This is a genomic window from Microbacterium sp. 1154 (assembly GCF_031455375.1).
GTDB lineage: Bacteria > Actinomycetota > Actinomycetes > Actinomycetales > Microbacteriaceae > Microbacterium.
This window is the reverse complement of sequence record NZ_JAVDSN010000001.1, coordinates 87,192-105,847: the sequence shown is the minus strand read 5'-3', so window position 1 is coordinate 105,847 and position 18,656 is coordinate 87,192. Positions and strand designations below refer to the sequence as shown.

14 protein-coding genes are annotated in these 18,656 nt (G+C 71.8%); 7 read left to right on the top strand and 7 right to left on the bottom strand.

What is annotated here, in order from left to right; all coding sequences use genetic code 11:
• Positions 1-10: 10 nt before the first annotated feature.
• Complete coding sequence (locus J2X55_RS00435; protein WP_309821416.1) at positions 11-934, bottom strand: LysR family transcriptional regulator; 924 nt, start codon at positions 932-934, stop codon at positions 11-13.
• A 71-nt stretch (positions 935-1,005) separates the two neighbouring features.
• Between J2X55_RS00435 and J2X55_RS00430 the strand changes: the two genes are divergently transcribed.
• Positions 1,006-1,983 carry a DMT family transporter gene (locus tag J2X55_RS00430; protein WP_309821414.1) on the top strand — a complete coding sequence of 326 codons (978 nt, stop codon included), beginning with the start codon at positions 1,006-1,008 and terminating at the stop codon, positions 1,981-1,983.
• Here the strand turns inward: J2X55_RS00430 and J2X55_RS00425 are convergent.
• Genes J2X55_RS00425 through J2X55_RS00415 form a run of 3 tightly spaced genes read right to left on the bottom strand, consistent with a single transcriptional unit; the run spans position 1,931 to position 3,815 of the window.
• Entirely contained in the window at positions 1,931-2,191 is a 261-nt protein-coding gene (locus J2X55_RS00425) for a hypothetical protein (RefSeq protein WP_309821412.1), read from the bottom strand. The two genes, J2X55_RS00430 and J2X55_RS00425, sit on opposite strands and share 53 nt — an antisense overlap.
• Positions 2,188-3,198, bottom strand: a complete 1,011-nt coding sequence (locus tag J2X55_RS00420; RefSeq protein WP_115917551.1) for a WxL protein peptidoglycan domain-containing protein — start codon at positions 3,196-3,198, stop codon at positions 2,188-2,190. Before J2X55_RS00420 ends, J2X55_RS00425 begins: the two co-directional genes overlap by 4 nt.
• Before the next feature lie 8 nt (positions 3,199-3,206).
• Positions 3,207-3,815: a hypothetical protein gene (locus J2X55_RS00415; RefSeq protein ID WP_309821409.1), complete on the bottom strand. Its 609-nt coding sequence runs from the start codon at positions 3,813-3,815 to the stop codon at positions 3,207-3,209.
• 462 nt (positions 3,816-4,277) lie between these two features.
• Here J2X55_RS00415 and J2X55_RS00410 point away from each other — a divergent pair, with 462 nt between their 5' ends.
• The 5 genes from J2X55_RS00410 (at position 4,278) to J2X55_RS00390 (ending at position 13,106) form a co-directional block, all read left to right on the top strand.
• A complete protein-coding gene (locus J2X55_RS00410) occupies positions 4,278-7,625 on the top strand; it encodes a family 16 glycoside hydrolase (RefSeq protein WP_115917555.1) in 3,348 nt (1,115 codons plus the stop codon).
• 72 nt (positions 7,626-7,697) lie between these two features.
• Positions 7,698-9,851 (top strand): MMPL family transporter, encoded by a 2,154-nt coding sequence (locus tag J2X55_RS00405; protein WP_309821407.1) that lies wholly within the window; start codon positions 7,698-7,700, stop codon positions 9,849-9,851.
• A gap of 95 nt (positions 9,852-9,946) precedes the next feature.
• Entirely contained in the window at positions 9,947-10,996 is a 1,050-nt protein-coding gene (locus J2X55_RS00400; RefSeq protein ID WP_115917092.1) for a biotin/lipoate A/B protein ligase family protein, read from the top strand.
• Positions 10,993-11,946, top strand: coding sequence for a site-specific DNA-methyltransferase (locus tag J2X55_RS00395; protein WP_309821404.1), 954 nt, complete (start codon positions 10,993-10,995; stop codon positions 11,944-11,946). The genes J2X55_RS00400 and J2X55_RS00395 overlap by 4 nt, the downstream gene beginning before the upstream one ends.
• 176 nt (positions 11,947-12,122) lie before the next feature.
• Entirely contained in the window at positions 12,123-13,106 is a 984-nt protein-coding gene (locus tag J2X55_RS00390) for an LLM class F420-dependent oxidoreductase (RefSeq protein ID WP_309821402.1), read from the top strand.
• Positions 13,107-13,555: 449 nt separating this feature from the next.
• Here the strand turns inward: J2X55_RS00390 and J2X55_RS00385 are convergent, their stop codons facing one another.
• The 3 genes from J2X55_RS00385 to galT all read right to left on the bottom strand — a co-directional run bounded on the left by J2X55_RS00385 (position 13,556) and on the right by galT (position 17,606).
• Positions 13,556-15,016 (bottom strand): carboxylesterase family protein, encoded by a 1,461-nt coding sequence (locus J2X55_RS00385; protein ID WP_309821400.1) that lies wholly within the window; start codon positions 15,014-15,016, stop codon positions 13,556-13,558.
• Between the two features lie 254 nt (positions 15,017-15,270).
• Positions 15,271-16,434, bottom strand: a complete 1,164-nt coding sequence (gene galK, locus J2X55_RS00380; RefSeq protein WP_309821399.1) for a galactokinase — start codon at positions 16,432-16,434, stop codon at positions 15,271-15,273.
• The gene (gene galT, locus J2X55_RS00375) at positions 16,431-17,606 is read right to left on the bottom strand and encodes a galactose-1-phosphate uridylyltransferase (protein ID WP_396653231.1); all 1,176 of its coding nucleotides are present in this window, start codon (positions 17,604-17,606) and stop codon (positions 16,431-16,433) included. Before galT ends, galK begins: the two co-directional genes overlap by 4 nt.
• Before the next feature lie 49 nt (positions 17,607-17,655).
• Between galT and J2X55_RS00370 the strand changes: the two genes are divergently transcribed.
• A complete protein-coding gene (locus J2X55_RS00370; protein WP_309821395.1) occupies positions 17,656-18,621 on the top strand; it encodes a LacI family DNA-binding transcriptional regulator in 966 nt (321 codons plus the stop codon).
• Positions 18,622-18,656 lie beyond the last annotated feature (35 nt).

Genomic DNA, 18,656 nt, shown 5'->3' with positions numbered 1-18,656 from the left:
GCTCCACGGATTAGACGGTGTCGACGCCCGAGATGCGCGCCGACGCCCGCGTCGACACGGTGCGCAGCGCCGACAGCACGCGCCGCACCGCGGCGTAGGCGAGCGCGTCGGGCCGCGCCAGCGCGTCCACGTGGCGCACGAGGGTGAGGTCGACGAGCGGTCGCAGCACCAGCCCGTCGACGGCGAGGGGTGTCGTCGTGGTGCGCGGCATGACGGCGATCGCCGCGCCGGCGCGCACGACCTCGGCCGTCACCGAGAACTCGTTGATGCGGTGGGCGACGTCGAGGGGACGCCCCACGTGCGCGGCGAGGTGGTCGAGCACCCCGGCGAGGGGGAATCCGGGGTGCACCGACACCCACCTCTCGTCGACGAGGTCGGCCGCACGCAGTTCGTCGCGTCGGGCGAGCGGGTGCTCGGCCGGCAGGGCGATGTCGAGCGGCTCCTCGAGCAGCGGCACCGTGACCACGCGGTCCGCGGGCCACGGTTCGTCGTGCGCGAGGCGGTGTGCCACGACGATGTCGTGGTCGGCGGTCAGTCCCGGAAAGTCGCGGTGAGCCACGTCGGCGTCGGCGAGGTGCAGCGGCGGCGTGCCGTCGAGTTCGCGCAGGAGGGGGCCGAAGAGCGCGAGCGCGGCGCTGTGGAAGGCCGAGACGCGCACCGGGCGGTCGCTCGTGTCGAGGAAGGCCCCCACGGCCTCTCGCGCCGAGACCAAAGCCTCGTCGACCCGCGCCCCGGCCGCCGCGAGAGCCTCTCCGGCGGGCGTGAGGGCGAGGGTGCGCCCGCGCCGGGTGGTCAGCGGAACGGGCACGTGCGCCTGGAGCGCGGACAGCTGCTGCGACACCGCCGACGCCGAGACGTGCAGCGACGCCGCCACGGCCGCCACGCTCCCGCGGTCGCGGAGTTCGCGCAGCAGGCGCAGGTGGGTGACATCCATAAGGAAGAACTTACGTCACGGTGAAGAAGGTGCCCGTTGATCTTCCGTCTGGAGCGGGCGACGGTAGGGGTATGGCCCGCCGCACCCCCGAAATCGTCGTCGACCTCCTCCTCGTCGCGGTCGCCGCGGTCTGGGGTGCCAGCTTCCTCGCCGCGAAGGAGCTGGTGGCCGAGACCGGCGTCGCCTCCGGCGTGGCCCTGCGCTTCCTCGTGGCCGCGATCGCCCTCGGCATCCTGTGTCTGCTGAGGCGGGAACGGATGCCGCGTGGCCGGGGCCTCGCGATCGCCGCTCTGCTCGGCTGCTCGCAGGCGGCGATCATCGGGCTCGAGACCGCGGGCGTGCACCTGACCTCGGCGACGAACGCGGGTCTGCTCATCAGTCTCGCCCTCGTCTTCACCCCGGTGCTCGAGAGCCTCGCCGCGCGCTCGTGGCTCCCGCGGTCGTACTTCGTCGCGGCCGTGGCCGCGGTGGTCGGCGTCGCGCTGCTCGTCTCGGACGGCGGCCTCCGTGCCCCCAACCTGGGCGACGCTCTCGTCATCGCCGCAGCGGTCGTCCGCGCCGTGCACGTCACCGCGAGCGGGCACCTCACCCGCGGCCGACACGACAGCACCCTCGCCGTCGTCTTCGTCCAGCTGCTCGTGTGCGCCCTCGCCTCGTCGGCCGTGGCCGGCGCCGACCTGCCGCGTGCGGCCGCCGGGCTCTCGGCATCCGGATGGATCGACGTGCTCTTCCTCGGGCTGCTGTGCTCGGTCTTCGCCTTCGTGGTGCAGTTGTGGGCGGTGCGGCGCACCTCGGCGACCCGCGCGAGCATCCTCATGGGCACCGAACCCGTGTGGGCGCTCGCCGTGGGCGTCGCCATCGGCGGCGAGGCGGTCGGCGCCCCCGGGCTGATCGGCGCCGCGCTCATCATCGCCGCGTCGTACGCGGGTCAGGCGATCGAACGCCGACACCGCCGTTCGCGTGAAGCAGTGAACGGCGGTGTCAGCGGGGAGTCGGTCAGCTCCGGTCGGGCCTCGGTCGACGCCACCGCGCCCATACCGTCGCCGTGATGCCCGCGGCCACGAGCGCTGCGCCGAGCAGGATCGAGGCGACATCGCCGCCGGTCATGGCGAGCCCGCCGCCCGGGGATCCCGGGCCCGCGCCGGGCGGAGGGGAGCAGTCCACGGTGCAGGTGGCCGTCGGCAGAGGGGTGATCTCGACGGTCACGCCGACGCCGTCGTCGGCGACCGCCGCGCTCAGGAACACGACGTCGTTCACGAGAGCGTCACCGCCTCGCGCCGACCCTCTTCGCGCGCGCGTGCCACGAGGTCGTCGAGCCGGCGACGCGAGCGACGACGACCCGAGGCGACGGCCGCGACGATGAGCGCGAGCCCGATCGCCGCCGCGAGGTGCAGCCACGGCACGGCCCAGACGGTGATGCTCTGCGTCACGGGCGTGGCGGCGAGCGTCGAGTCGGGCACCGCGGCATCCACCGTCACGTCTCTGCTCACCACGAAGGTCGGCCACGCGGGCTGCGCCTCGGTCTGCACGCGACGCGACTCGCCGGGAAGCAGCACGCCGCGCTCACCGGTGGTTCCGTCGATCGCGTCGGTGACGGCGAGGGCGGTGTTGCCGGTGTTCTCCGCCGTGTACGAGTACGCGATCGAACCCGGGGCGAAGAGGTTCCACGACGGCGTGTACTCCGCGCGCACCTCGCCGATGCCCACGGCGGGCGCGAGTTCGCCCGTGACGCGGGTCGAGACGCGGAAGCCGACCCGGCTGTCGACGCCTACCTTCGTTCCATCCGTCCCCGCGGAGGTGGATCGAACGGATGCCGAGACCCCGGCCGCGTGATCGCCCGGGGTGGCGTTCTGTGGGACGGCGATCTCGAACGCGATGACCCGCGTCTCGTTGGGGGCAAGGGTGACCGACGGTTCGACCGTGATCCAGGTGCCCGCATCGACGGAGGTGCGGTCGGCGGGGAGCATGGTGAAGCGCCCGGTCTCGGTGTAGTACCCGTCCGCCGCGCTGAGGGTGAAGGTCGCCTCGCGCTCGCTGAAGTTCTTCACCGCGAGGTGCTCGGTCGTTCGCTGGCCGGGATCGAGTTCGATCTGCATGACGCGTCGGCCGTCCGGCCCCTCGGCCGAGGCCGGGGTCACCGACCATGTGACCGCCGAGTCGGCGGCGTCGTCCGCCGCGGCGGGAGGCGCCGAGACGAGCGCGGCCGCGGCGGCGAAGAGGACCGCCAGGGTGGCGGCCCCTCCCCGCGCGACCGTCGCCCTCATCGCCGCGCTCACCCCTCGAGGAGGGTCAGGGTGATGGTGGCCGAGTAGGCGCCGGGTGCGACCGTGGCGGGGGTCTGCAGCAGCAGGCCCGCCGAGGCCGAGTACGACCCGCCCGCGGCGGCGGCGGAGGTGTCGGCGTTGGCGAGCAGTTCGGCGTCGACGAAGCCGCCGATGCCCGGGTCGACGTCGTCGCCGGGCGCGACGAGGCTGCTGTCGCCCGCGACGATGGTGGGGTACCAGCCGAAGCTGTCGGCCGACGAGATGGCCGGCTGGCCGGTGTCACCGGCGAAGTCGCTGATGGCGCCCATGACGTACCAGTACGCCTCGGGGTCGACGTTCTCGGGCAGGCGGGTGTCCGTGACGGTGACCGTCGGCAGGGTGCCCGTGAAGGTGCGGTCGGTCCCGGATGCCTCTCCCTCGGTGAGCTTGGTGGAGTCGCCGGCGACGGTGAGGGCGAGCACCCCGGGCTCGGCCGCGGGGGCGATCTCGACCTGTACGTCGACGGTGTCTTCGTCGGCGGCGAAGGCGCTGCCGCCGCCCGCGGCGGCCAGGATGCCGACGCCGAGGGCGGCGACTCCGATGCGGGCCGACAGGCCGCGACGGGAAGTGGGGGACATGGGTGCTCCGTTCTTCCACCGCGAGGGGTGGAGTCGTCGGCGGGCGCCGGCGGGTGGTCGGGACGACCGGCGTGCGGCCGATCGGTGAACGAGGGGGCCGTCGTTTCGAGCGGGGTGCGGCGGACTCCGGGGAGCCTCGTGGCGGCGCTGTCACGGGTCGGTTCTGCGGGTTCGTTGTGACAGTAGTGCGGCTTACGCAGGTCGTCAAGCAAAAGTTGCACAGTGTCTGGACGGCTGTGTTGGTGCGCGTAAACGGGCCTCATCGGGCAATTTGAAGTGTCCCGCGGATGCCGACGTGCGTGAACGGTCGTGCGCAACCTCGCGACTCAGCAGTTCTTCGCACAAATTAGTCAGGTTTTGTAGACGAATCGACAAAAGACTCCTACAGTGACCACGGTCGAGGGCGACCTGCGCGGTCCGAGCGGTCGCCGCCGCCCCCGCCGCTGATCCGAAGGAGCAATGATGCCCGTACCCGCTGTCTTGTCCGGCCCCCGCCGGCGCAGCACCCGCGTCGCGAGAACCCTCGCGGCCGGTCTCCTGGGCGGAGCACTCGTGGCCACAGGAGCGATCCTGCCCGCCGGTGCCGCCGTCGCCCCCGCCGTCAATACGCCGGCGGACCTGCCCAAGCAAGAACCGGGTGTGACGCTTCGCACCTACTCCACCCCGCCCCTCACCGAGCTCTGCACCCTCAAGTCGGGTCAGACCCCCAATGTCGACAAGCTCATGTCGACGATCGACTGGAGCACCGACGAGCAGTTCGGGGCGGGCGACAACTTCATCACGCACGCCCTGGCCAACCTCACCATCAGCACCCCGGGCGACTACGTCTTCCGCGTGACGAGCGACGACGGCTCCCGCCTCACCCTCGACGAGAAGCAGCTGATCGACAACGACGGCCTGCACGGACCCGAGGGTGTCGAAGGCACGGTCACGCTCGACGTGGGCGTCCACTCCCTCTTCGTCGAGATGTTCGAGGCCACCAACGGCCAACAGCTCACCGTGGAGTGGAAGACCCCGGGCTCGTCGAGCTTCACCGTCATCCCGAACGACGTCCTCAGCACCGAGGCGGGCGTCGTGCGCGTCACCGCCCCCGGAACGAAGTACTGCGAGGGCAGCACCGACTCCGCCGGAGACGGTCTACGCCTGGATGCCGTGAACCCCAACTACACGCTCGTGAACCTGCGCCCCGAGGGCTTCAACCCGAAGGTCTCGGGTCTGGCCTTCCTCGGCAACGGCGACCTCGCCGTGCTGACCACCGGTTCGGTCAACTCCGGCGGCTGGGACACCTCCACCCCCGGCAAGGTCTTCGTGCTGAAGGGCGCCCAGGCGGCCGACGGCCCCGAGGACGTCACCGTCGTCGAGGCGGCCGGCGGTCTGCTCAACCCCATGGGCATCGACGTCGTCGACGACAAGATCTACGTCTCGGAGCGCTACCAGCTCACCGAGCTCAGCGACACGAACGGCGACGGCTCGTACGAGACGAAGCGCAAGGTCGCGGAGTACCCCTCGGGCAACAACTTCCACGAGTTCGCCTTCGGCCTGATCCACGACGAGGCCAACTTCTACGTCAACCTCTCGGTCGCGATCGACAACGGCGGGGCCACCACCAACCCGCAGCCCGCGAAGAACCGCGGCACCTCCGTGAAGATCGACCGCGCCACCGGCGCGATCAGCTACGTGGCCGGGGGGCTGCGCACGCCCAACGGCGTCGCCTTCGGCCCCGAGAACGAACTGTTCGCGATGGACAACCAGGGTGCCTGGTTGCCGGCGAACAAGCTCGTCAACATCAAGCAGGACCGGTTCTTCAACCACTACACGAACCCCGCCGGGCCCTTCGACGCCAACCCGGTGACCCCGCCGGTGGTGTGGATCCCGCAGAACGAGATCGGCAACTCGCCGAGCACGCCCATCCTGCTGAAGGACGGGCCCTTCGCCGGCCAGATGATGTTCGGCGACGTCACTTACGGCGGCCTGCAGCGTGCCTTCCTCGAGAAGGTCGACGGCGAGTTCCAGGGGGCGGTGTTCCGCCACTCCGCGGGCTTCGAGGTCGGCGTGAACCGCGTCATCGAGGGCCCCGACAAGTCGCTCTACATCGGCGGCACGGGTGAGGGCGGCAACTGGGGCGAGGCGGGCAAGCTTACCTACGGCCTGCAGAAGCTCGTCCCGAAGAGCACGCAGAACACCTTCGACATGACCTCGATGAAGGTCGTCGAGGGCGGTTTCGAGATCGAGTACACCCAGCCCCTGTCCGACGAGACGGTGGCGAACCTCGCCACGGCCTATCGCGCCGAGCAGTGGCGCTACCTGCCGACCTCCACCTACGGCGGTCCCAAGGTCGACGAAGAGATCCTCTCGCTGACGAGCGCCACGGCATCCGCCGACCGCAAGACGGTCACGGTGACCTTCGACGGTCTCAAGCAGGGCCGCGTCGTGCACCTTCGCTCCCCGCAGCCCTTCGCCGCCGCCAGTGGCGACACGCTGTGGAGCACCGAGGCCTGGTACACGCTCAACTCCCTGCCGGGCTACGTCTCGCCGGCCGACCAGGGCTGGTACGAGGCCGAGGAGGCCCGCCTGATCGGCGGTGCGAAGTTCGACGCCGAGCACAGCGGCTACTCGGGTGCCGGTTTCGCCGGTGGCCTGTGGCAGGCCGGTTCCGCGTTCGAGTTCACGGTGAACGCCGAGGCCGCGGGCACCGTCCCGGTCAACGTGCGCTACTCCAACGGGCCGAACCCCGCTCCCGGCACGAAGGACGTGAACCTGTACGTCAACGGTCAGAACCTCGGTAAGTGGGACTTCCCCTCCACCGGTGACTGGAAGACCTGGGCCACGATCACTCGCGACATGCCGCTGGTCGCCGGGGCGAACACGATCGCGCTGAAGTACGAGTCGGGCAACAAGGGCAACATCAACGTCGACGTCCTGTCGATCGGCACCGCCGACATCTGCGCTCCGGCGCAGGTCGAGGACGGGTACCGCTCGCTGTTCGACGGCACTCTCGAGAGCCTGAACGCCGGGTGGCGTATGGCGGGGCCCGGGGGCTTCGGTCGTCAGAACGACTGCAGCATCCGCGGCGAGGGCGGCATGGGTCTGCTCTGGCACCAGGCGCAGGAGCTGAACGAGTACAGCCTCAAGCTGGACTGGAAGCTCATCGCCGATCACAACGGTGGCGTCTTCGTCGGGTTCCCCGACCCGAAGAACGACCCGTGGGTCGCGGTCAACCAGGGCTACGAGATCCAGATCGACGCCACCGACGCCGCCGACCGCACCACCGGTGCGATCTACACCTTCCAGGGTGCGGATGCCGCGGCGGTCGAGGCTTCGCTGAAGCCCGTCGGTTCGTGGAACGCGTACGAGATCGTCGTGAAGGGGCAGACCATAAAGATCTACCTCAACGGCACGCTGGTGAACGACTTCACCAGCACCGATCCGGCGCGTGACCTCTCGCAGGGCTTCATCGGCCTGCAGAACCACGGCGGGGGCGAAGCGGTGTCGTACCGCAACGTCCGGGTCAAGGACATCGACGAACCGGCACCCCTCGCGGTGACGGCCTCCGCCGAGGTCCGTTGCATGGCGAAGAAGGCGACGCTGACCGTCCGCGCGACCAACACCGACACGGTGCCCGTCGACGTGACCCTCACGACCGCGTGGGGCGAGCGGGTCATCCCCGCCGTCCAGCCCGGGGCGACGGTGTTCCACACCTTCACCACCCGTGCCGTCTCGGTCCCCGCCGGCGAAGCGACGGTGTCGGCGACCGGCGACGGTCGCACCGGCGAGGCCACGGCCTCGTACGCGGCCAAGAGCTGCGGCTGATCCCCCTGGCGCCCTCGGCGGCGGACTCGCGTCCGTCGCCGGGGGCGCTCCCTCATGTCCCAGAGGTTCCCCATGCTGTACTCCCTCGGTCGCCGCGTCAGCCGGCACCGCCTATTCGTCCTGCTCGTGTGGGCCGTGCTGGTCGTCGGCGGCGGTGCCCTCGCCGGCGACGTTTTCGACCGCACGGTCTCGGTCGCCGACGCCCCCGCCGGGAGCGAGTCGCTGCGCGCGAGCGAACGTCTCGACGCCCTCGACCCCGAGGGCGAGATCGTCACCGCCGTCCTCCGCGGAGAGGACTTCTTCTCCCCGACGCTGCGCGACAGCGCGACCGCCGCGATGTCGTCCATCCGGGCCCTGCCGGGCGTCGCCGAGGTCTCCGATGCCTACACTTCCGGCGGAGCGATCGGCGACGACGGCCGCTCGTCGCTAGTCGTCGTCGAACTCGCCCGGGGCCTCAGCGGCGACGAGGCCGTCGCCACGGCATCCGCCGTCTCCGACCTGCTGCACGGAATCGACGCTCCCGAGGAGCTCGTCGGCGGCCCCCTGCTGGCCGAAGAGGCTTTCGTCGAGCGCGCCACCACCGACGCCGCCCTCGGCGAGGGCGTCGCGATCCTCGTCCTCGTCGTCCTGCTCACCCTCGCGCTCGGGTCACTGCGCATCGCGATGATCCCCGTGGTCACCGCCCTCGCCGCGATCGCCCCGACGCTGGCGGCCCTGGGCCTGCTCGCCCGCGTCGTCGACGTCAACGAGTTCGCGGTCAACGTCGTCACGATCCTGGGTCTCGGCCTCGCGGTCGACTACAGCCTCCTGGTGGTGCTGCGCCTCCGCGAGGAGCGCACCGCCGACCCCACCGTCCCCCTCGACGAGCTCATCGCCCGCACCGTCGCCGGTGCGGGTCGTGCGGTGCTCGTGTCGGGTCTCGCCGTGACGGTGGCCCTCGTCGGCATCCTGGTGCTCGGAGACCCGCTGTTGTCGGGCATGGCGCTCGGCGGCGCCGTGGTCGTCGTCATCTCGACCCTCGCGGGCCTCACCCTCGTTCCCGCCTCGCTCTCGTTCCTGCACCGCGCCCTCCCCTCCGCCGGCGTGCGCACCTGGGCGCGCCCCTGGGCCGGTCGCGTCGCGCGCGAGGGCGTGCTCGCCCGCTCGACGCGGATCGCTCAGCGGGGCCCGGGCGTCGTCGCCGTCGTCGCGGCGGCGCTGATGCTGCTGCTCGCCGCCCCCGCGGCATCCCTCGCCCTCGACGACTCCGACATCCGTTCCCTGCCCGCGGCGGCCGAGGAGCGACGGGCGTACGAGGCGACGACGACCGGCTTCACCGGGTTCGGGATCGAGCCCGTCACGGTCGTGCTCGACGGATCGGTCCAGGATGCCGCCGTCACCGGCGTCCTCGACCGGATCGCCGCCCTGCCCGAGGTCGCCGACGCCGACGTGGTCCAGGGCCTGCCGCCCGAGATCACCGCGGTCGCCTTCACACCAACCGGCGACAGTGCGACGGGAGCCGCGGCGCAGAGCCTCGTGCACGCCGTGCGCGGCCTGGACTCCCCGGTTCCGCTCGCGGTCACGGGTCCCGCCGCCTCGCTCATCGACACGCGCGAGCACCTGGCCTCGCGCCTACCGGGGGCGCTCGCCATCGTCGCCGCCGCGAGCTTCGCGCTGCTGTTCGCCCTCACGCGCTCCGTCATCGTGCCGGTGAAGGCGCTCGTGCTGGCCGGTCTCACCGTGGCCTCGACCCTCGGTGTGCTCACCGCCGTCTTCGGGTGGGGCTGGGGTGCGCCGCTGCTCGGGTTCGAGCCGACCGGCACCCTCGACGTCACCACGCCGCTGCTCATCGGACTCCTCGCCTTCGGCCTGACCATGGACTACGAGGTGTTCCTGCTCGCCCGCATCACCGAACACTGGCGCGCGCGCGACCTCTTCGCCGACCCGCGCTCCGCGAACGCCGAGGCCGTGCGCCACGGCATCGCCCGCACGGGTCCGGTCGTGACGCTGGCCGCCGTGGCCATCTGCATCGTCTTCCTCGGCTTCGCGTTCGGCGAGCTCGTGGCGATGAAAGAGATCGGGGTGGGGATGGTCGTGGCCGTGATCCTCGACGTCACGGTCGTGCGCGGGCTGCTTCTTCCCGCCCTGATGACGCTCCTCGGCCGCGCGAACTGGTGGCCGGGCGCGGGGTCGGCTCCGTTCGCGTCGCCCGCGCCCCTTCGGAGCCTCGAGACCGCATCTCGCTGACAACTCGGTGTCGTCCTGACACCGTCTCGTCGGCGAGATGCTGTCTCGCGTTCCCCGCCGCCGCGCGCCCGGCCTCGCCGCCGTAGGCTGGAGCCATGCACGGCGAGTACAAGGTCCCCGGGGGAAAACTGGTCGTCGTCGACCTCGAAGAGCGCGAGGGCCGCATCCACGGCTTCCACCTCGCGGGCGACTTCTTCCTCGAGCCCGACGACGCCCTCGACGACATCGACGCCGCCGTGAACGGCCTGCCGGTGGAGTCCGACGTCCCCACGATCGCCGCGGCGATCCGCGCGGCCCTCCCCGAGGGAGCGCAGCTGCTCGGGTTCACCCCCGAGTCGGTCGCGACCGCGATCCGCCGCGCGCTGGTGACCGCTCCCGGTTGGGCCGACTTCGAGTGGGAGGTCGTGCACGACGAGCCCGTCTCGCCCCGCATGAACCTCGCCCTCGACGAGGTGCTCACCACCCGCGTGGGCGCGGGGCTGCGCAAGCCCACGCTGCGCCTGTGGGAGTGGGACGAGAGCGCCGTGGTCATCGGCTCGTTCCAGTCCCTGCGCAACGAGGTCGACCCGGCCGGTGCCGAGAAGCACGGCTTCGACATCGTCCGCCGCATCTCGGGCGGTGGCGCGATGATGATGGCCGCCAACTCGATCGTGACCTACTCGCTGTACGTCCCGGCATCCCTTGTCGCCGGCATGACCTTCGCCGACTCGTACGCGTTCCTCGACGACTGGGTGCTGCAGGCGCTGCGTTCGCTCGGCATCGACGCGGTGTACCAGCCGCTCAACGACATCGCGGGCCCCCACGGCAAGATCGGCGGCGCCGCCCAGAAGCGCCTCGCCAACGGCGGCGTGCTGCACCACGCGACCCTCAGCTACGACATGGACGGCCAGGTGCTCACCGAGGTGCTGCGCATCGGCCGCGAGAAGCTCAGCGACAAGGGCACCGTGTCGGCCGCCAAGCGCGTCGACCCACTGCGCAGCCAGACCGGTCTTCCGCGGGCAGAGGTCATCGAGCGCTTCATCCAGACCTTCACGACGCTGTACGGGGCGACCCCCGGGCACATCAGCGCCGAGGAGTACGCCGAGGCCCAGGCTCTCGTCGACTCGAAGTTCGCCACCGACGCGTGGCTGCAGCGCGTCCCGTGAGCGCCGCGACCCCCGCCGACGCGCCCGCACCGGGCGGCGTCGAGATCCACCACGCCGACAACCTCCGCGTCACCCCGAACTACCCCGACGGGTCGTTCGCGCTCGTCTACCTCGATCCGCCCTTCAACACCGGACGCACCCGCTCCAAGGCCGTGGAATCGGCGACGCGAAAGGCGCCCGTGGACGAGGCCCCGGATGCCGCTGCCCCCGAGGCCGCGGCATCCCTCGACGATCCGAACATGCTCGACTTCCCCGAAGAGGAGCCGCCCCCGCCCCCGGTCGTCCAGCGCGGCTTCCACGGGCGCGAGTACGCGCGCCTGCGGGGGGATCTGCGCACCTACGACGACCGTTTCGACGACTACTGGGGCTTCCTCGAGCCGCGGCTCGTCGAGGCGTGGCGCCTGCTCGCCGACGACGGCACCCTGTACCTGCACCTGGACTACCGCGAGGTCCACTACGCGAAGGTCATGTGCGACGCGCTGTTCGGGCGCGACAAGTTCCTCAACGAGCTGATCTGGGCGTACGACTACGGCGCGAAGACCAAGCGGCGCTGGCCCACCAAGCACGAGACGATCCTGGTGTACGTCAAGAACCCCGCGAAGTACTTCTTCGACTCGGATGCCGTGGACCGAGAGCCGTACATGGCCCCGGGGCTCGTCACCGCCGAGAAGGCCGCGCGCGGCAAGATGCCCACCGACGTGTGGTGGCACACGATCGTGCCGACCACGGGCCGCGAGAAGACGGGCTACCCGACGCAGAAGCCCGAGGGGGTCCTGCGCCGGATGGTGCAGGCGTCTTCACGTCCCGGCGACAGGGTGCTCGACATGTTCGCCGGAAGCGGCACCCTCGGCGCCGTCGCCGCCCCCCTGGGCCGGCACTCGGTGCTCATCGACGACAACGCCGACGCCGTGGCCGTGATGCGGGGGCGCCTGGAGCCGTTCACCGGCTGACCCGTCGCTGGGCGCGCGGGGCCGTACCGTCGTGCGGAGTCCGGGGTCGGCACGCCGTCGGTGGCTTGGTGTCGGTGGTGTGTCGGGCGGTGGTTCCGCGCGACGGAACACGGCCCGGCCCGGCGGGTTCCGGACGAACGGCCCGCGATGTCGGTACCCCCGCCTAGGGTGAGCCCATGGACTTCGGCATCTTCGTTCCGCAGGGCTGGCGCTTCGACCTCGTGGGCATCGACCCCGCCGAGCACTGGCGCGTGATGAACTCGCTCGCGCAGAGCGCCGACGACGGTCCCTGGACCTCGCTCTGGGTCTACGACCACTTCCACACCACGCCGGTTCCCAGCACCGAGGCCACCCACGAGGCGTGGACGCTCATGGCCGCCTTCGCCGCCGCCACCGACCGTGTCCGCCTCGGTCAGATGTGCACCTGCATGGGCTACCGCAACCCGGCGTACCTCGCGAAGGTCGCGGCCACGGTCGACGCGATCTCAGGCGGTCGCGCCGAGATGGGCATCGGCGGCGGTTGGTACGAGCACGAGTGGAAGGCCTACGGGTACGGCTTCCCGCCCATCGCCGAGCGTCTCGGGCGCCTGCGCGAGGGCGTCGAGATCATGCACCAGGCGTGGACCACGGGTGAGGCGACCCTGTCGGGGAAGTACTACGAGGTCGACGGGGCGATCGTGCAGCCGAAGCCGCTCCAGCCCGGCGGCATCCCGCTCTGGATCGCCGGCGGCGGCGAGAAGGTCACGCTCAAGATCGCGGCGAAGTACGCCTCGTACACGAACTTCGGCGGCTCGCTCGAGGAGTTCGACCACAAATCCGAGGTCCTGCGCGGGCACTGCGAGACCCTCGGTCGCGACGCGTCGCAGATCACCCGCTCGACGAACTTCAACACGATCGTCGGCGAGACCGAGGCCGAGGCTTCCGACCGTCTCGCCGCGGTTGTCGCGCGCCTGCGCCCGCACGTGGGCGATGAGCGGGCGGATGCCATCGAGGCCGACTACCGCTCGTCCGACGCCTTCGGCACGCCCGAGCAGATCGTCGAGCGTCTGCGCGAACGCGCCGCCCACGGCCTCGGCTACGCGATCCACTACTTCCCCGAGGCTGCCTACGACACCTCCGGCATCTCGCTCTTCGAACGCGAGGTCATCCCGCACCTCTGATCCCCGGGCGTCCCGCGCGGGTCGTCACGGATCGGGGCGACGCACCGAAATAGGATCACCGCACCGGAATCGGATCACCGGGTGTTCGGCATCCGATTTCGGTGCGGTTGTCCGATTCTGCACCGTAGTGACGCGCGCGGAGCGCCCAGACCGGCGGCGCGACCTCGGCGTTGGCTGCGTCTTCTGCTGTCCCTTGGGCGGCACCGGGTGCGCGATCGCCGGGCGTCCCCGGGCCGTGGGCCGCGCCCGAGCCGCGCGCCAGGCGCCGGGGCCCGGCCCTCGCCGCGGGCCGTGCGGGCAGTGACGGATGCGGGTCGACGCACCGGAATCGGATCACCGCACCGAAATCGGATCCACGGGTAGGTGGCATCCGATTCTGCTGCGTGTATCCGATTTTCGTGCGCCCCGCTCCCCGGACGGAGCGCGCAGACCAGCGCCGCGCCGAGCGGTCAGACCAGCGGCGCGACGTCGGCGTACGCGTCGGTCTCGACGACGGGGACGGATGCCGGGGCGTCGAACACCCGCGCGCGCCGGGTCGTGGCATCCCAGGTCGGCCACCCCGGGTCCCGGTCCCGCGCGAAAGAGACCGCGGCGGCGTGCATCCGCGTGGCCAGGTCGACCGGAGGGGTGCCCGCGATCGTGGCCACCCCGTCGGCGTCGAGGTGGTCGAACCAGAACGGGACGTCGAGGCAGTGGCACGCGACGCCGATGGACCGCACGGGCGAGGCCCAGGCGAAGCGGTACAGCCAGGTCGCTGCCGCGCCGCGCGCCCGGGCCGTCTTCAGCACGGTCGATCGGATGACGCGGTCGGTGAAGAAGCCACCGATGACGGCCGCGGGTCCGCGCCGACGAGTGCGGTCGAGGTAGGCCCGCCGTCGCGAGCGACGGAGCCCGAGCGCGGCCAGAGCCAGCGGAACCGGTACCACCCGGAGCGCGCCGGAGTAACGCGAGGTGAGCGCCGTGAACTCGTCGTCGGTCGACCCGATCACGAGCGGGACGTCGGACGAGGCGCCGTCCGAGAGGGCGTCGAGCGGATGCCGCGGCAGCACGTCTCCGTCGACGACCGGTCCGAGCGGCAGACCGTCGTCGAGCAGCGTTGCGAGCGACGAGAGCGCCCGGACGAGGTGCGGCGCCAGGGCACGCCTCTGGGCTGCCGCGATGACCTCCTCGGGTACCGAGGCGAAGCCCGCGCGGTCGGCGCGGACGCCCGCACGGGCGGCGACACGAGCGGCGAACGCCCCCGCGGCCTGCCGCGAGACGGCACCGACCGCCGGAGAGACGGCCATCGCCGCGGAGAAGAGTCCGGATGCCATCGGGCTCGTCATCAGCGCGAGCACCGACCCGCCGCCCGCCGACTGCCCCGCCACCGTCACCCGGGACGGATCGCCGCCGAACGCGCGGATCTCGTCGCGCACCCACTCGAGGGCGGCGATCTGGTCGCGCAGGCCCCTGTTGGTGGGGGCACCGTCGATGAGGCCGAACCCGTCGAAGCCGATCCGGTACGAGATCACCACGGTGATGACCCCGTCGCGCGCGAACGCGTCTCCGTCGTACCAGCGGCTCGCGGGAGAGCCCGAGGTGAAGCCGCCGCCGTGGATCCACACGAGCACGGGGAGGGCGGCATCCGGATCCGTATCCGACGGTGCGAAGACGTTGACGTTGAGGGTCGCATCTCCCGGCACGCTCGGTTCGGGGATCAGCGTGATGCCCGTGTCGCCCCGTTGCGCGGTCGGCCCGTAGGCCGTGGCGTCTCGCTCGCCTCCCCAGGGCTCGAGCGGGACCGGAGCGGCGAAGCGCAGCGCCCCGATGGGCGGCCGGGCGAACGGGATGCCGAGGAAGACGGCGGTGGCGCCGCGCCGAAACCCGCGGACGTCACCCTTCGACGTGTGCGCGAGCGGAGCGGCATCCATGCCCTCATCCTGCCCTCGCGAAGCGGCGATGTCCCGCCCGTGCGGCACGCGTCGCGCGAAGTCGCGGCCGGCGGGCACCTCGACCCACGCATAAACGCGATCGGCGCGCGGAAACGCGAGCAGAGCGCGTTTATACGTGTGGATCGCGTTTATGCGTGGGAAGCGAGCGGGGCGGGCCCGTTGCGGGGCGAGCTGGGCAAGCCCGTCGCGGGTCGCGCGCGGTTCCCGACGTCGCGGCCGAAACCGCCGGAGCGTCAGGCGTCGCGCCGCGCCCCCTCCGACGGGGTGACCGTGAAGAGGTTCGGAGCGCGGAAGCCGGATGCCGCGAACGCGGCGCGCAGCGCGGCCGTCGCCGACGGGACGAGTCCGGTGGGGATCAGCGCGATGGCCGCCCCACCGAAGCCTCCGCCGGTCATGCGCGCACCGAGCGCGCCCGCGGCGAGAGTCGTCTCGACGGCGAGATCGAGCTCGGGGACCGAGATCTCGAAGTCGTCGCGCATCGAGGCGTGCGAGGCGACGAGCAGGTCGCCGATCGCGGAGGGCCCGTCGGCGTCGAGGGCGGCGACCGTGTCGAGCACCCGCTGGTTCTCGGTGATCACGTGACGCACGCGTCGGAAGGTGACGTCATCGAGGATCTCCTCGGCGCGCGGAAGGTCGTCGACGGTGAGGTCGCGCAGGGATGAGACGCCGAAGGCCGCGGCACCCCGCTCGCACGCGTCGCGGCGTTCGCGGTATCCGCCCGTGGAGTGCGCGTGCTCGACGAGCGTGTCGGTAACGAGGATCGACAGGCCGGCGTCGGCGAAGCCGAGGGGCACCGCACGCGTGTCGAGCGAGCGGCAGTCGAGGAAGGTGGCCGCATCCGCGACGCCCAGCATCGAGGCCATCTGGTCCATGATCCCGGTCGGGGCGCCCACGGCGTCGTTCTCGGCGACGCGGCCGACCCGGGCCAGGGCGACCTTGTCCAGACCGGCGCTCCACACGTCGTTGAGGGCGGATGCCACGGCGCCCTCGATCGCAGCCGACGACGACAGGCCCGCCCCCACGGGCACATCCGAGGCCAGGGCGATGTCGACGCCCCGGGGCTCGGCATCCGGAGCCGCTCGACGCAACGCCCACGCCACGCCCAGCGGGTAGCCCGCCCAGTCGAGGCCGCCGGCGGCGATCGCCGCATCGAGCCCGGCGAGCGAGACCTCCACGGCGTCGGGGGAGAAGGTCGAGCGCACCCGGATCAGGTCGTCGTCGCGCAGGGCGACGGCGGCCGCGGTGCGCTGCGCGATCGCGAAGGGGAAGACGAAGCCCTCGTTGTAATCGGTGTGCTCGCCGATGAGGTTGGCGCGGCCCGGGGCCGACCACACTCCCTCCAGCGGGGCCTCGGTCAGCGTGGTGAGCAGGGAGCGGGCATCGTCGACGGCGGTCATGCCGTCACCTCCGGAACGGTGTCGATGGCGGCGCGCAGGCGTTCGGCCTGCGACTCGGGGGTCACGTCGCCGATCCAGGCGCCCATGGCGGCCTCGGATCCGGCGAGGTACTTCAGCTTGTCGGCGGCGCGCCGGGGCGAGGTGATCTGCAGGTTGAGGCGCACGGCCTCGCGTCCGCGTCCGACCGGCGCCTGGTGCCAGGCCGCGATGTAGGGCGTGGGGGTGTCGTACAGCGCGTCGATGCCGCGCAGCAGCCGCAGGTAGAAGGGGGCGAGCTCGTCGCGCTCGGCGTCGGTCGTCTCGGCCAGATCGGCCACGTGGCGGTGCGGCAGCACGTGCACCTCGATGGGCCAGCGGGCGGCGAAGGGCACGTACGCCGTCCAGTGCTCTCCGCGCAGCACGACGCGCTCGCCGCCCTGCTCGAAGGCGAGGATGCGGGCGAACAGGTCGTCGGAGGTGCGCGAGATCGTGTCGAGCAGGCGGTGGGTTCGCGGCGTCACGTAGGGGTAGGCGTAGATCTGCCCGTGCGGGTGGGGGAGGGTGACCCCGATCTCCTGCCCGCGGTTCTCGAACGGGAACACCTGACGGATGCCGGGCAGAGCCGACAGCGCCGCGGTCCGGTCCGCCCACGCCTCGATGACGGTGCGGGCGCGCGTCCGCGAGAGCGAGCCGAACGACCCCTCGTGCTGCGGGCTGAAGCACACGACCTCGCACCGGCCCACCGAGGTGCGGGTGCGGCCGAGACCGAGGTGCTCGAGGTCGTCGTCGCTTCGGGGCGGATCGACGGCCGCGGGGGCGTCGCCGATCGCGGTGTCGAGGGCGGGCCCGAACGAGGGCGACTTGTTCTCGAAGACGGCGACGTCGTAGAGCGAGGGAATCTCGGACGGGTTCGTCGGCGTCTGTGGCGAGAGCGGGTCGAGGTGGGCGGGCGGGAGGAACGCGCGGTTCTGCCGATTGGATGCCACGGTGATCCAGTCACCGGTCAGCACGTCCTGCCGCATGGTGGCGGTGGTGGGGCGCGGGTCGAGGGTGCGGGCGTCGACCGAGCGCTCGGCGCCGAGCGTCGTGCCCGGGTCGTCGAAGTACATCAGCTCGCGGCCGTCGGCGAGGCGGGTCGAGCGCTTGACGACGCCGGCGCCCAGGGGCTGCGCGGAGGGGCTGTCCGTGTTCACGATAACACGCTACAACTGGGTCGTGATATCGTCAACATGAGGGGGCGTGATGCGCGTATCCATGGCCGACGTGGCCGCCGAGGCCGGAGTCTCGGCGCAGACGGTGTCGCGCGTGGCCAACGGCAGTCCCCGCGTCGACCCCGCCACCCGGGCCCGGGTGGAGAAGGCGATGGCCGACCTCGGCTACCGCATGCACCGGGCCGCGCGTGCTCTGCGCACGGGCCAGACCTCCACCATCGGACTCGTCGTATCGACCCTCGCCTCGGTCGGCAACTCCCGCATGCTCCAGGCCATCTCCGAGGCCGCCGCCGCTCGCGACTACGCCCTGGCCGTCGTGACGGTCGGAGAACGCGGCATCCACGAGGCTTTCGCCCGACTCCGTTCTCAGGGCGTCGATGGCGCCGTCGTGCTGAACGAGGCGACCGAGCTCGCGCGCGACACCGAACCCCCCGCCGACCTGCACCTCGTCGTCGTGGACTCGCCGCCCGACGAGCGCTTCTCGATCGTGCAGACCGACCATGCAGGCGGGGCCCGCGCCGCCACCGCGCACCTTCTTTCTCTCGGCCACGCGAGCGTGCACCACGTCGCCGGACCCGCCCGCTCCTTCGCCGCCGCCGAGCGCGAGCGCGGCTGGCGCGAGGCTCTCGCCGAGGCGGGGGCTGCGATCGTCGAACCCGCGCGAGGGGACTGGACCTCGGCATCCGGTCATCGTGCGGCCGCGGCCCTCGACGCCGCCACCGCCGTGTTCGTCGCCAACGATCAGATGGCGCTGGGGGTCCTCCGCGCGGTGGCCGACGCGGGCCGGAGCATCCCCTCCGACATCGCGGTGGTGGGTTTCGACGACATCGTGGATGCCGCGGAGTTCCGCCCGCCGCTCAGCACCGTCCGCCAGGACTTCGACGCCCTCGGCCGCCGCGCCGTGGCCGCTCTCGTCGCCGCGATCGAGGGGGGAGCCCCCGTCGTCGAGACGGTGCCCGCGGCGCTCGTCGTGCGTGCGAGCAGTGGAGGTGTGTAGCGAAGCAGAGGTGGTACACCCCCTCCTCTCGGTGG